The sequence below is a fragment of the Collimonas sp. OK307 genome, from assembly GCF_900113705.1.
Classification (GTDB): Bacteria; Pseudomonadota; Gammaproteobacteria; order Burkholderiales; family Burkholderiaceae_D; genus Collimonas.
This window is the reverse complement of sequence record NZ_FOQI01000011.1, coordinates 65,101-78,869: the sequence shown is the minus strand read 5'-3', so window position 1 is coordinate 78,869 and position 13,769 is coordinate 65,101. Positions and strand designations below refer to the sequence as shown.

The window sequence follows — 13,769 nt, the reverse complement described above, 5'->3', positions numbered from 1 at the left end:
TTAAACCTATAATGTCGACCCTCCGCACAGTCCTCTTTTGAGCAGCACTCAGTATGGCCATCCGCAAATCCAAGACACCGCAATCACCGACGCAGAGAGCTGACCAGAAGCGCGTCGACATCCTGAAATCCGCAGGAAAGTGCTTCCGCAAGACCGGTTTTCACCAGACGTCCATGCAGGAAATCTGCACCGAAGTAGGTCTGGGGCCAGGTGCTGTGTACCGCTATTTCACCAGCAAGGATGCGATTATTGCCGCCATGGCAGAGGATGAACGGCGCCAGGCACGCACTTTATTGTCAGAATTTCATGATACGGACGATCTGCCGCAAGCCTTGTCAGCCATCACCCGTGCTTTCGCCCAGCGTTACGCCGCCATCAGCGATGCCGGCCTGATGACAGAAATCTACGCCGAGGGCTTGCGCAACAAGCGCGTCGGCGCAGTGATCAAGAAAGCGGAGACGGAATGGGTAGACGGCCTGGCAGACATGCTGCGCACTGCCCAGGAACGCGGCCAGATCGATCAGGCTCTGGACGCGCACGCGGCGGCGTTGCTGTTGACCGCCATGTGGGACGGCATCGTGATCCGGCAAGCCTACACACCGGAATTGCCGGCAGCGATGCTGGCGCTGTTTGACGACATGCTCAAGCGCTGGCTGGCGGCCGCCACTCCAGCCACACCCACCGCTACTGTCGTCGCCAGCAGCAAACGCGCCAAACCCGCACCGGCGCCAAAAGCTGCAGTGCCTGCCGCTGAGCCGGAACTGGATCTTCTCAGTCCACCGCCAGCAGCCGACAAGCCGTTGACCCAGGCGGAAATCGATTTACGGCAAATGAGCTTGATCTAAAACCAAGATCAAGCGTCTTGCGGTCAGCTTGCGCGCCGTAACAACTGCATCGGCCCGAACAAGGCCTGCATACCGGCGTTACCGATAAAACTGAGATTGTAAGGATGCTCGGCCACTGCCTTCGGGAAGCGCGCGGTCACCGGGTAAGCATTCAACTGCTCGGCAATTTTCCCCCACAAGACCAGCGTCGGCAGACTCTCGCCACGCTTGTCCGCGGCATCGGCCAACCCTTGCAATACGGCTTGCATGAACGGCTGCCAGGCCTTGGCATCTTTCACCGGCGGCACATCGGGGCGAAACACCAGCGAAGCGTTTAACAACAAGAACCCCTGCCCCACCATATTGGCCTGCAAATCGGCCAGCAACCGGATCGCCGTCGAGCCGCCCGTTTGCGCTCGCTGCGCCACTTCCAGCATGGCGTCGCCGGTAGTGCTTTCAATTGCCAGCTGGCCGTCCGCCACCAGCAGCATCTTCATGAAATTACGCAAGGAGGTGGCGCGATTAACCTGCTTCGACAAACCCTTCTCCGACCACAGGGAACCAACGGCGCCATCCATGAAACACACACCGGTAGCGCTTGCAGCACGTGGATAAGGTCCCTCGCCCACCAGCACATAGCGCACTGCATCCAATGGCTGGGTGAAGGCGGCAAACATGCGACCTTCAGTCGGCAAATAATCGGCTACCGCCAGATCCTGCAAATAGGCCGGATTGGCCTGCGCCACGGCGCGCAAGCCATCCTCCAGAATAGTCAGCCAGGAAGCATGCACACCATCTAGCGCAGCACGAATTGAAACAGGAAGAAAGTCAGTCATCGTTCTTGGTAAAAAACAGGTCGGTCAATATAAATAAACAGCACAAACAGGGTTGCAGGAACCCTGCACTCAGAACGCAATATTGTCGGCCCCGGGCGCACCGAACAACTGCGTCTTCAACACATGCAACTGGTCGCGCACCTGCGCGGCTTTTTCGAACTCCAGGTTCTTCGCGTGATCGATCATCAGCTTCTCCAGGCGCTTGATTTCCTTGCTCACCTGCTTTTCGCTCATCGCTTCATACTTGGCCTGATCCTGCGCCGCATGCAGCTCTTCGCGCGCCTCTTGCGGGCTGTAGACGCCGTCGATCAATTCCTTGATTTGCTTTCTGATACCGACCGGCGTAATGCCGTTCGCCGTATTGAAAGCAATCTGCTTGTTGCGACGGCGCTCGGTTTCGTCGATCGCACGGCGCATGGAATCGGTCATCCGATCCGCATACAGGATCGCGGTGCCGTTCAGGTTCCGTGCGGCGCGGCCTATGGTCTGGATCAGGCTGCGCTCGGAACGCAGGAAACCTTCCTTGTCCGCATCCAGGATCGCCACCAGCGACACCTCAGGAATATCCAAACCTTCGCGCAGCAGGTTAATCCCGACCAATACGTCGAAGGTACCCAGGCGCAGATCACGGATAATCTCGACTCGCTCGACAGTCTCGATATCGCTATGCAGATAGCGCACCTTGATGCCGTTATCGCTGAGGAATTCGGTGAGCTGTTCCGCCATGCGCTTGGTCAGCGTCGTCACCAGCACGCGCTCGTTTTTCTTGATGCGAGCATTGGCTTCGGTCATCAGGTCATCAACCTGGCTCAGGGCCGGCCGCACCTCGATAGCAGGATCGATCAAGCCGGTCGGTCGCACCACCTGCTCCACTACCTGGCCGGCGCGCTGGTTTTCATAATCGGCCGGCGTCGCCGATACGAAAACCGTCTGCCGCATCTTGCCTTCGAATTCATCGAAGCGCAACGGCCGGTTATCTAGCGCCGACGGCAGCCGGAAGCCGTAATCCACCAGATTGGTTTTACGTGCGCGGTCGCCGTTGTACATACCGTTCAGCTGGCCGATCAGCACATGCGATTCATCCAGGAACATCAGTGCATCCGGCGGCAGGTAATCGACCAGGGTCGGCGGCGGCTCGCCTGGCAAGGCGCCGCTCAAATGACGCGAATAGTTTTCGATACCCTTGGTGAATCCGATTTCCTGCATCATTTCCAGATCGAAACGCGTGCGCTGCTCTATGCGTTGCTCCTCGATCAATTTATTTTCCTTGCGGAAAAATTCGAGCCGTTCACGCAACTCATCCTTGATGGTTTCTATGGCGCGCAGCACAGTAGCGCGCGGCGTCACATAGTGGGAACCCGGATACACGGTAAAGCGCGGAATTTTTTGCCGCACGCGACCGGTCAGCGGATCAAACAATTGCAGGCTATCGATTTCATCGTCGAACATCTCGATGCGCACGGCCAGTTCGGCATGTTCCGCAGGAAAGACGTCGATCGTATCGCCGCGCACACGGAAAGTGCCGCGGCCGAAATCGATTTCATTGCGGTTGTATTGCATCTGGATCAAGCGTGCGATCAGGTCGCGCTGGCTGACCTTGTCCTTGGCGCGCAAGGTCAGGATCATCTGGTGGTATTCGTTAGGATTACCGATGCCGTAAATCGCCGACACCGTTGCCACAATAACCACATCGCGCCGCTCCATCAGCGATTTGGTGCAGGACAGGCGCATCTGTTCTATATGCTCATTGATCGACGAATCTTTCTCAATGAACAAGTCGCGCTGCGGCACATACGCTTCCGGCTGGTAATAATCGTAATAACTAACGAAATATTCCACCGCGTTATGCGGAAAAAACTCGCGAAACTCGCTATATAGCTGGGCCGCCAGCGTCTTGTTGGGCGCAAAAACGATGGCAGGCCGCCCCATGCGGGCGATCACGTTAGCCATCGTATACGTCTTGCCAGAGCCGGTAACGCCCAGCAACGTCTGGTAAAACAAACCGTCTTCCACCCCTTCCACCAGCTTGGCGATCGCCGCCGGCTGGTCACCTGCGGGCAGGAACGGCTGGAACAATTTGTACGGCGAATTGGGAAAAGTGACGATTTTAGACTCGTCAACGCTACTGGAAACCTGTGATATGTCAGCCATGGGCCTCGACCTTTGGTAGAATAAGCGGTAGTAAATCCGCGCCGATCAGCGAAGTATTCGTGACCCGGCACAGCATTCAACCCGGCTACAAGATTCAATCTGCAGCCAACTTTTTATGTTATCACGATGAACGCACCTCTTTCAGCCTCCCTCTTCACCGCCATCGAAATGGCGCCACGCGATCCTATCCTCGGCATCACCGAAGGTTTCAATGCGGATCAAAATCCAGGCAAGACCAACCTCGGCGTCGGCGTCTATTACGACGACAACGGCAAGGTGCCGTTGCTGGATTGCGTGCAAAAGGCTGAAGCGCTGCTGATCGAAAAACTGTCGCCGCGCACCTACCTGCCGATCGAAGGCCTGGCTGCTTACGACAAGGCTGTGCAAGAACTGGTATTTGGGGCCGACAGCGCCGTAGTTCAAGAGAAACGTGCGATCACCGTGCAAGCCATCGGCGGCACCGGCGCATTGAAACTGGGCGCCGATTTCCTCAAGCGCTTCGCCGCAGCCGACGCGCAAGTCTGGATCAGCGATCCAAGCTGGGAAAACCACCGCGCGCTATTTGAATCGGCCGGCTTCACCGTCAACAACTATCCTTACTACGACCCAGCCACCCGCGGCGTCAACTTCAGCGGCATGCTGAACGCGCTCAAGACCATGGCCAGCGGCTCGATCGTTGTCCTGCACGCCTGCTGCCACAACCCGACCGGCGCCGATCTGACCGATGCCGAATGGACCCAGGTCATCGAAGTAGTGACACAGCGCGGCCTGATTCCGTTCCTCGACATGGCCTACCAAGGTTTTGGCGACGGCATCGAAGCCGACGGCCAGGTAGTACGCCGCTTCGCCGAAGCCGGCGGCCCGCTGTTCGTATCGAACTCGTTCTCGAAATCGTTCTCGCTATACGGCGAACGCGTTGGCGCGCTGAGCATCGTCGCTGCCAGCAAAGAAGAAGCCGGCCGCGTGCTGTCGCAATTGAAGCGCGTGGTACGCACCAACTACTCCAACCCGCCAATCCACGGCGGCCAGGTAGTCGCCACCGCCCTGTCGTCGCCAGAGCTGCGCAAACTGTGGGAAGAAGAACTGGCCGGCATGCGCGTACGTATTCGCGAAATGCGTCACCTGCTGGTCAAGAAGTTGAAAGAACAGGCGCCAGGCCACGACTTCGATTTCGTCACCAAGCAACGCGGCATGTTCTCTTACTCCGGTTTGACCAAAGCCCAGGTCGATCGCCTGCGCGATGAGTTCTCGATTTACGCGGTCGACACCGGCCGTATCTGCGTGGCAGCACTCAATACGAAAAATATTGATAATGTTGTCGCCGCAATCGCAAAAGTCCTGTAATATTCGGGTCCCGGAGAAGTTGTAAAGACTACTCCGGGGATGTAGAAAAGTTTAGAAAAAGCTTTGACAACTCAGCGAATTCAAGACTATAATTCTGCTTCTTTCAATTCCCTGATAGCTCAGTTGGTAGAGCGACGGACTGTTAATCCGCAGGTCCCTGGTTCGAGTCCAGGTCGGGGAGCCAAGATATATAAGGGGTTGCATGCAAATGCAGCCCCTTTTCTTTTGTCCGAAAAAATCGGCGTGCATCCCTACGGCAGCCACCAATATCCACTACATCACAGAGGTCGACCTCGGCGCGATCAGCATCATCAACTACGACGACCGCTCGCACCGAGGTAAGCCGAAATTCACCTGCCTGGCGGTGCCAACATCCTCTCCTGCACCTCCGGCGACAAGGGCCTCTGCCTCATCCAGTCGGCCAAGAGTCGATCATAGCCGGCCGCGTAAGCCAGGTATTTACGGCTGCCGTCAGGCCGCACGGAAAACGAACGGATGCCGTGATCCGACTGCGGAAAAACCGCAATCTCGATATCCTTGCCGCTGCCGCGCAAGGCATTCAGGCGAGCGATGGTCGGCGCGCTGGGCGCCACCGAATCGTCTTGCGCAAACACCCACAGCTGCGGGATGGCGAGCTGCCGCAGCACCGCCAGCGAATCGTAATGCCAGATCACTTGCGGGCTTTCGCTGCGCGCCCGTTCCACCTCGCCGCGCAGCAGTGCACCGCTGTACTGGCCATCAACTTTCGCCAGCCAAGGCTCGCCCGCGTATTTATCCTTAGCGTGCAGCAATCGCGGCATGCCGCTACGGAAATCCGATGCCGCAACGTTGCCGGCCAGGGCAGTCAGTGTACGCGCCTTGCCGATCACGTCTTCGCCGTAGCCGAGCTGGCGCAACTGGTAGTCAACCTGCCACTGGTCCTGCTCGATCGGCGTGCCGATCACGCCATAACCGACCACCAGGAAATCCGCCTGCGCCTTGAGCGCCGCCAGCGGCGCGACCCAGCCGCCCTGGCTGAAGCCGGCGACGCCGACGCGGCCGACACGGTCAGCGCTCAACCGGCGCGCCTCCCCTACCGCTGCGGCGGCGTCGTCCGCCAGCTGCACGAAATCCTGGGTATAAACCCCGCCTGAGGCGCCGGTGCCGCGCTTGTCGAATACGAAGGCGGCGATGCCTTGGCTCGCCATCAGGAACGCATGGTTGCTGGAATCAACCGTGGCACTCGATTCGGAGCCGTGCACCAGCACGAACAGCGGCGGCTTGTCGCCGCCAGCAATCGGTTCGATCAGTTCGCCATTCAGTTGCACTGCGCCGGACATGAAACGGGTGCGGGTAATCCGCAGCGGCATGCGCGACCAGTGTTGCGCATCAGCGCCGGAAAACTGCAAGTCGAGCGAAGTTGCCTGGCATCCGGCATAAGTCAGGCGCCCCGCCAGCCTGGCCGGATTATCGGCATCCTGCGCTGCGTTCAGTACGCCGTCGCCGGCCACCTCAAAGACGCCGCTGCGGCCGTTGAAATCAGTCGCCAGCAGTGTCTGCGGAAAGCCTGGGCGCTGGGTCAGGGTGACGATCTCGCCCGCCGGTGAACGGTAGGCGCCGGTAAGACAAGCCGGCGCCGCCGTCGGCAGGGACTGGGCAAAAGCCGCGACTGAAAAGCAGGCAAGCGCAAATACTGAATAGCGGAGAATAGTAGAGGTTGGATCTTTGGTGGATGGCATTTAAATTCCTTGGCGTAGGTGCCAAATCCTACCGATATACTTACCGCAAAGCAACTATACTATCTGAGCCAAACCGGCAGCGCTAACGCAAGCTAATCGCTCATGAAACGTGAGGTCTACTCCGTCAGATTCGAGCACAAAATATCAAAACCCCGGATTTAAATCCTTTTATCATTCCCCCACAAAGGAGAACTGATGAATTACCTCGATCAAATCCAACGCGGCGTCGATTACATCGAAGCCAATCTTGACCAGCCAATTTCCATCAATGCAGTGGCGAGCGGAGCCGGGCTGAGCCAATGGCATTTTCAGCGCATCTTTAAAGGACTGACCGGCGACACAGTAAAGGACTACATCCGCTCGAGAAGACTCGGAAAAGCACTTGATCAGTTACTGAACAGCGACAAAAAAATCATCGACATCGCAATGGAAGCGGATTTTGAAAGCCAGGAAAGCTTTACACGGGCGTTTAAATCCGCGTTTGATACTACGCCGGCTGAATATCGCAAAATTGGGAAGAGGCGCCCATTCCCGCAAAAGGTAAAGTTCGACCAAGACTACCTTGAACATATCAACAAGAGGATGAATACCGTCCCCGAAATTTATGTGCAAAAGGAAATGCAGCTTGTGGGATTAAGGACAAGCTTCTTTGGCACCGATTCGGAGAAAAACAATATCGGCGAAAAGCTGCCGCCGCTGTGGCAGCAATTCCTTCCACGGCTATCCGAAATCAAGAACACGGTTGGCGGCACTTGTTACGGCGTCGTCAGGCAGATAACAGAGAACAGCGATGAACTGGAATATTTTTGTGCGATTGAAGTGACTGCACTCGCGGATATTCCGGTGGGAATGCTGGCGATTCAAATCCCGGCATGCACCTACGCCAAATTTGCGCACAACGGCGCCGTCAGTTTGATCGACAACACCATCAACTATATTTACTCGACCTGGCTGCCGCGCAGCGGAAGAAGACACGCCAATACGACCGATCTGGAATTCTATGGCGCGGACTATAACCCCAGCTCGAATGAATCGGTCATGCACTATGCCATTCCAATAAATTGATCACGAGAGGAGCAGCAAACATGAATGCAGATCTTGAGAAGACGTGGGAAAAATATACCTCTGCCTGGAAAATGACAAGCAAGGCGGAAAGGCTGGCGATATTTTCAGAGGTGCTCGCGGATAACGCCGTTTACACAGACCCACTGACGCAAGCGGCATCATGGGACGAGCTCATCAATTACATGGAGCATTTGCATCAACAGATTCCCGGCGCCCATTTCGTCACGACATATTTCATGTCGCACCATCAAAAAAGCATCGCTAACTGGGAAATGAAAACCCAGGAAAACATAACGGTGGGAACCGGGATCAGTTACGGCGAGTATGACGATCAAGGCAGGCTGGTCAGCATGAATGGATTTTTTGAGAATAACTCTTGAAATGCAAACATGTGCGGCGTCCGGCAGGTCGCGCCGCATTCCCCTGCCACCAATGGTCGGCAGCGAGTTTTTCAACACTATCGCCCACAAACCGCCTTTCGATGAAGTTGCCCCATAGAAAATCGACGCCCCTCTAGACTTCAGGTTAAATGCCCGCGACAACCGCGCACGACGATCTGTCGGGCCGTCATCCAACTTGAATTGACCCACCACGCAACCTAGAATAATTTATCTCTTGCCGCTGCGAGCTGCGGCGACAAGTCCCTGTTCGTATAGTCACAAGGGAGGTTCGTATGAGCTATCACCTGGAAGGTCGCCTGCTCGAGGTTTGTAATTGCAACGTCCTGTGCCCCTGCTGGATCGGCGAAGACCCCGACAACGGCACCTGCGACACCATCGTCGCGTGGCGTATAGACAAGGGAACGGTCGACGGCGTCGATGTGGGCGGCAACACCATCGCTGCCGTGGCGCATGTACCCGGTAATATTCTGCTAGGCAACTGGACCGCCGCGATCTACGTCGACGACCAGGCTACCAAGGCGCAGGAAGATGCATTGCTGAAGGTCTACACAGGCCAGGCCGGCGGGCCGGTCGCCGAACTTGCCAAGCTGATCGGCGAGGTCGTATCGGTAGAGCGGGCACCGATACGGTTTACCGTGATCGCGGGTAAGGGTGAACTCGAGATCGGCAAGAACTACTATGCTGAACTCGAACCTTATCTTGGTGCGACCGGCGGCCAGACTACACTCTCCGACACTGTGTTCTCGACGGTGCCGGGCGCTCCGGTGTTTGTCGGCAAGGCGCCGACTTATCGATCCAAGAACGCCGCCCTGGGCATCGATCTCGACATCAAGAACCACAACGCTTTGCAGAGTACGTTTGTCTTCGACGCATGAAACCTTCGGCAGGTCTGTTGCCGCCCGGCAGCTCGCGCCGCCATCGCGTATTCTTGCCGGTCCTGGCCGCATTGATTGCGCTCGCGTGGCTGTCGCTATGGGCATGGGCGCGCAGTCCATATGGGCGCTATCTCGATCACGGCGACTGGACCGCATCAGGACCGGCGGCGTTTCTGTGTCGTGTCGTTCCCGGTGGCACCGTGATCGTGCCCATGGCGCTTTACGCCGCCGCGTGGATACTCATGACGGCAGCCATGATGCTGCCGACCACCCTGCCGTTGTTTAACACCTTCGACCGGCTGACGTCGCAGCGCCCGGACCATGGGCGCCTGCTCATGCTACTCGGCCTGGGCTACATGACGGTGTGGGGCGCATTCGGACTCCTGGCGCACGCACTCCATGGCGCCGTGCTGTCCCTGCTCGCCAGCGTACCTGCGTTGGCCTGGGATAGCTGGCTGATCGGCGCGGCAATAATTGCGTTGGCCGGCGCCTTTCAGTTCAGCCGGCTAAAGTACCGATGCCTGGAGAAATGCCGAACGCCGTTGAGTTTCGTTATCCAGCGCTGGCGTGGGCAGGCGCAAGCGCGGCACGCATTTATGCTGGGCGTGCAGCACGGCCTGTTCTGCGTCGGCTGCTGCTGGGCGTTGATGCTGTTGATGTTCGCACTCGGCACCGGCAGCCTCGGCTGGATGCTGTTGCTTGCGGCCGCAATGGCAATCGAAAAGAATGTTCGCTGGGGGCAGCGTCTCAGCACGCCGCTCGGTGTCGCACTGCTGTCTTGGGCTGTGGTCCTGGTGGCGACCCATGCATAACGAGCGCAATGGCCGGCCCACCTTGCAGGCAATCGTCCTCACTGCGGTGGCCATGTTCGCCTTCGCGGCAAATTCCCTGTTGTGCCGGCTCGCACTACAACAACGAGGCATCGATCCTGCCAGCTTTGCCAGCATCAGGCTGGTTTCGGGAGCGATCACGCTCGCGGTCATCGTGCGCTTCAGGGCGGCACGGCTTTCGCCCGGCCATGCCGACTGGCTGGCTGCGACCATGCTGTTTGCTTATGTCGCGTTCTTCTCGTTCGCGTATCTCACCTTGCCCGCAGGTACCGGCGCATTGATACTGTTCGGTGCGGTTCAATTGACGATGTTGATCATGGGCCTGCGCTCGGGCGAAATGTTCGGACCTGTCGCATGGCTCGGTCTCGCAATGGCTGTCGCAGGGCTGGTCTACCTTGTATCGCCGGGAGTCGCTGCACCGCCGCTCCTTGGTGCGGCGTTGATGGCCATTGCTGGCGTGGCGTGGGGTGTGTATTCGCTGCGCGGTCGCGGAGTGGCCGACCCGCTCGCCGCCACAGCAGGCAATTTTACGCGGGCAGTGCCGCTCGCCCTCTTGTTGAGCTTGCTTTTCGTCGCCAACGCATACGCGGATGCGGCCGGGGTCGCCCTGGCCATTGCCTCAGGCGCACTCACGTCCGGCATCGGGTACGTCATCTGGTATGCCGCGTTGAGCAAACTTTCCGCCATGCGAGCCGCCACAGTACAGTTGTCGGTACCGCTCATCGCAGCATTTGGCGGTGTGGCATTCCTGTCGGAGGCGGTCACGCCGCGCCTGGTCGCTGCCTCCGTGGCGATCCTTGGTGGCATTGCATTGGTGCTAAGCAACAGGTCGCGGAAGCCGCGCCCGTAGCGTCCATTGTGAATCTGGCGCCGCAGTGTCCGGCCCAATAAAATTGCCTCAGCCTTGCAACAATTAGCTTTTTCGACATCTGCTGATCGCTATGGACCGGCCCGATTTGCGTTATGCCATGCCGTGTTGGTCAACTGCCCCCATCGCCTCTTCGTTCCGTTTCAGAACAAAGGGAACCCGCTATCGCGCTTGATTTCGCGCAGCGATAACATCGACTCTACCGAAGTCACCCCTGGCAGCGTACGCATCACGTCGCGCATGAACGTACCGTACTCGTCGAGATCGCGGACTGCTATCTGCACCAGGTAATCTGCGCTGCCCGAGATATTGTGGCAAGACACGATACGCTCGATTCCCTGGATTTCGCGCTCGAAACGGTCCGACAGCCCCCGGTCGTGGATATTGAAACGAATCTGCGCGAACCCGATAACGCCGATATCCAGCGCTTTGCGTGACAGCACAGCCCGATAGCCTTCTATGTAGCCGTCATTTTCCAACTGCTTCAGGCGCCGTGCACAAGGCGTTTCACTCAGGCCGATCCGCTCTGCCAATTTGGCAATTGGGATACGGCCATCCTGCCGCACTGCGGCAAGAATTGCGCGATCGACTTTATCCAGATCTTTCATATATTGTTTCCACTAAAATATTAAACAATATTAGCGGATTCCATCAATAATTACCAAATACATAGGCCTATTTGCTAGAAAACACTCTTCGATCTGCTGCATCATGGTGACCTTTCGATATGGAGGTCATGATGGTTTCTCTTCACCTGCTCACGGTCTTCATCGGCGCGCTGGTGGTTGTCTATGCGTTGCCCGGACCGGACATGGCCCTGGTCCTGCAAACCAGCACGACGCGGGGAGTCCGGCATGGACTGGCAACGGCCGGCGGTCTTGCCATCGCACGTGCGGGGCACGTGATGCTTTCCGCCTGCGGCGTAGCCGCGTTGCTGCGAGGCGCGCCTTGGCTCTACAGTGCAGTACGGATACTGGGCGCCATGTACCTGGCATATGTCGCAATACAGATTTTTCGCTCACCCGGGTTCGGCCTGACAGACACGACGGAAGCCACGCAACCGCACGCCACATTGCGCTCATCGTTGAGCAAAGGCATGCTGAGCAGCCTGTTGAATCCCAAGGCGTTACTGTTCTGCTCCGTGCTTTTGCCGCAATTCGTCCATCCGGAAAACGGCCCGGTATGGTCGCAAGTACTTGAGCTCGGCGTCGTACTGGTCGCGATCGGCCTGGCGTTTGACCTGACTCTCACTGCGGGCGCGGCGCGAATCGCAGGCTGGCTGCGTAATAGCCCTCGCGCGCAGACCATGCAACGCTGGACCTTCTCGGCCGCATTGATGGCGTTCGCGCTGCGGCTTTCCATGGAATAACGAAGAAGCGGAGGATCGTAGTTACCCTGCTCGGGTTTTTATTCCCAAACCCCGCATACACCAACTCAAGCCAGCATTTCGGTTGCTGCGACGCCACATAGTTGTGTGAACACATCCACAACAAGATTTTACTGATGTTACCATTTGGCAAGTCGTTTTAGCACTTGCTCAACTGAAGGAAGTGAAGACGGAGCTGCTAAACGGTCACATTGCGGACGTTGTCTGCCCATGTCGTCAGGATGATCACGAAACACTTATTGAAAGTTATTGAACGTGGAAATCGCCTATCAAGATCCCCGTGCATTTGACATTCTTCCGTATTATGGAGAGTTCCGGAATAAAGCGGTCGAGGAAAAATTTCTCACCCACAATCTTGATCAGGGAAAATCGCAACTACGCCTTTCGCTAATTTTTTGTTCTAGCTTCTATGTCGCTTTTGCATTGAGCGATATATCGGCACTTGGATATACGAGCGAAGTTCTGACTCTCTTCCTGGCTCGCTCTTTGGTTGCGGTAGCTGCCGCATTGGCGATCTATTTGAGTTATCGGCGACCTTCGTCGCTCAAATTTCCAGCACTGGCTGGTACAGCGGTTGAAGTTGTCGGCATGGGCGCATTTATGTTGATTGCCTTTTACCGTCATACCGAAATGACTTTGCATGGTATGTCCATAGCCATCATGCTCATCGTCGTCTACCTTTTCATTCCCAACAGGCTGATTTATTCTTTTGGGGTAGCGCTCTGCACCACGGCAATTTTTTTACTGGTTGCACTCAAGGTTGGCAATCTAAAGACCTCCGACATATTTACCATGTCTATGCTGCTTGTGTTGACGAACACCTTTGGATGGGTTGCCAGCCGACGCCACCATATCCTCAGACGTGATGAATTCCGGGCGCAATACATCCTCAAGCAACAGGCTGTCCTGGATCATCTGACTGGCTGCTACAACCGGCGGCACTTGCACGACCATTTGTTGCAGCAGGAAATCGCACGTGCACAAAGGAAAAAATTGTGGCTGACAGTCATTTTGTGCGATCTCGACAATTTCAAGTTGATTAACGATACCTACGGCCACCAGGTTGGCGATGCAGTATTGTGCAATTTTTCAACATTGCTCCATAAATTGACACGACGCCACATTGACTGCGTGGTTCGCTACGGTGGTGAGGAGTTTTTGCTTGTCATACCCGAGACAGACCAGATCGGCGGCGTGGACGTGGCAGAACGTTTGCGTGTGGCGTTCGCTGCAAGCTCGGCGAGCGGCGCCATCGGCCAAACGATTAGCATGACGGCAAGCTTTGGCGTGGTGGCTGTCAATTTTGCCGGGGTAGAGAAAATAATTACGCAATCCGAATTGATTTCCTCGGCAGATGGCCTACTTTATGAAGCAAAAAAAGCGGGGCGAAATTACATTAAATCAGGTCAGTTGTGAGGGTAGTCTGGCTTATTCAAGGTTTCGTTCTGAATGGATGGAGCGAGGGTAATC

Annotated in this window: 13 protein-coding genes and 1 tRNA gene; 10 read left to right on the top strand and 4 right to left on the bottom strand. The window is 56.7% G+C overall.

What is annotated here, in order from left to right; genetic code table 11:
* Positions 1-53: 53 nt before the first annotated feature.
* Complete coding sequence (locus BM205_RS15300; protein WP_092415739.1) at positions 54-845, top strand: TetR/AcrR family transcriptional regulator; 792 nt, start codon at positions 54-56, stop codon at positions 843-845.
* 23 nt (positions 846-868) lie between these two features.
* Here BM205_RS15300 and BM205_RS15295 read toward each other — a convergent pair whose 3' ends face one another.
* Both BM205_RS15295 and uvrB read right to left on the bottom strand, forming a co-directional pair.
* Positions 869-1,660: a uracil-DNA glycosylase family protein gene (locus tag BM205_RS15295; protein WP_092415738.1), complete on the bottom strand. Its 792-nt coding sequence runs from the start codon at positions 1,658-1,660 to the stop codon at positions 869-871.
* Between the two features lie 69 nt (positions 1,661-1,729).
* On the bottom strand, positions 1,730-3,811 hold the full coding sequence (gene uvrB / locus BM205_RS15290; RefSeq protein WP_092415737.1) for an excinuclease ABC subunit UvrB: 2,082 nt from the start codon (positions 3,809-3,811) through the stop codon (positions 1,730-1,732).
* Between the two features lie 126 nt (positions 3,812-3,937).
* On the opposite strand from uvrB, the gene BM205_RS15285 reads away from it, so the two are divergent.
* Together BM205_RS15285 and BM205_RS15280 are read left to right on the top strand one after the other, a co-directional pair.
* Positions 3,938-5,155, top strand: a complete 1,218-nt coding sequence (locus BM205_RS15285) for an amino acid aminotransferase (protein WP_092415736.1) — start codon at positions 3,938-3,940, stop codon at positions 5,153-5,155.
* A 108-nt stretch (positions 5,156-5,263) separates the two neighbouring features.
* Positions 5,264-5,339: transfer RNA gene (locus BM205_RS15280), tRNA-Asn, on the top strand.
* Positions 5,340-5,505: 166 nt separating this feature from the next.
* Here BM205_RS15280 and BM205_RS15275 read toward each other — a convergent pair.
* The gene (locus BM205_RS15275) at positions 5,506-6,873 is read right to left on the bottom strand and encodes an alpha/beta hydrolase family protein (protein ID WP_092415735.1); all 1,368 of its coding nucleotides are present in this window, start codon (positions 6,871-6,873) and stop codon (positions 5,506-5,508) included.
* A 195-nt stretch (positions 6,874-7,068) separates the two neighbouring features.
* On the opposite strand from BM205_RS15275, the gene BM205_RS15270 reads away from it, so the two are divergent.
* The 5 genes from BM205_RS15270 (at position 7,069) to BM205_RS15250 (ending at position 10,894) form a co-directional block, all read left to right on the top strand.
* A complete protein-coding gene (locus tag BM205_RS15270; RefSeq protein WP_092415734.1) occupies positions 7,069-7,938 on the top strand; it encodes a helix-turn-helix domain-containing protein in 870 nt (289 codons plus the stop codon).
* A 20-nt stretch (positions 7,939-7,958) separates the two neighbouring features.
* Complete coding sequence (locus BM205_RS15265; protein WP_092415733.1) at positions 7,959-8,318, top strand: nuclear transport factor 2 family protein; 360 nt, start codon at positions 7,959-7,961, stop codon at positions 8,316-8,318.
* A gap of 293 nt (positions 8,319-8,611) precedes the next feature.
* On the top strand, positions 8,612-9,214 hold the full coding sequence (locus tag BM205_RS15260) for a DUF1326 domain-containing protein (protein WP_092415732.1): 603 nt from the start codon (positions 8,612-8,614) through the stop codon (positions 9,212-9,214).
* A complete protein-coding gene (locus tag BM205_RS15255) occupies positions 9,211-10,026 on the top strand; it encodes a DUF2182 domain-containing protein (RefSeq protein WP_092415731.1) in 816 nt (271 codons plus the stop codon). Before BM205_RS15260 ends, BM205_RS15255 begins: the two co-directional genes overlap by 4 nt.
* On the top strand, positions 10,019-10,894 hold the full coding sequence (locus tag BM205_RS15250) for a DMT family transporter (RefSeq protein ID WP_092415730.1): 876 nt from the start codon (positions 10,019-10,021) through the stop codon (positions 10,892-10,894). The genes BM205_RS15255 and BM205_RS15250 overlap by 8 nt, the downstream gene beginning before the upstream one ends.
* Before the next feature lie 161 nt (positions 10,895-11,055).
* On the opposite strand, the gene BM205_RS15245 is transcribed toward BM205_RS15250, so the two are convergent.
* Positions 11,056-11,520 carry an Lrp/AsnC family transcriptional regulator gene (locus tag BM205_RS15245; RefSeq protein WP_092415729.1) on the bottom strand — a complete coding sequence of 155 codons (465 nt, stop codon included), beginning with the start codon at positions 11,518-11,520 and terminating at the stop codon, positions 11,056-11,058.
* A 131-nt stretch (positions 11,521-11,651) separates the two neighbouring features.
* On the opposite strand from BM205_RS15245, the gene BM205_RS15240 reads away from it, so the two are divergent.
* Together BM205_RS15240 and BM205_RS15235 are read left to right on the top strand one after the other, a co-directional pair.
* The gene (locus BM205_RS15240; RefSeq protein ID WP_092415728.1) at positions 11,652-12,281 is read left to right on the top strand and encodes a LysE family translocator; all 630 of its coding nucleotides are present in this window, start codon (positions 11,652-11,654) and stop codon (positions 12,279-12,281) included.
* Between the two features lie 273 nt (positions 12,282-12,554).
* Positions 12,555-13,715 carry a GGDEF domain-containing protein gene (locus tag BM205_RS15235; RefSeq protein ID WP_254783914.1) on the top strand — a complete coding sequence of 387 codons (1,161 nt, stop codon included), beginning with the start codon at positions 12,555-12,557 and terminating at the stop codon, positions 13,713-13,715.
* Positions 13,716-13,769: the final 54 nt, after the last annotated feature.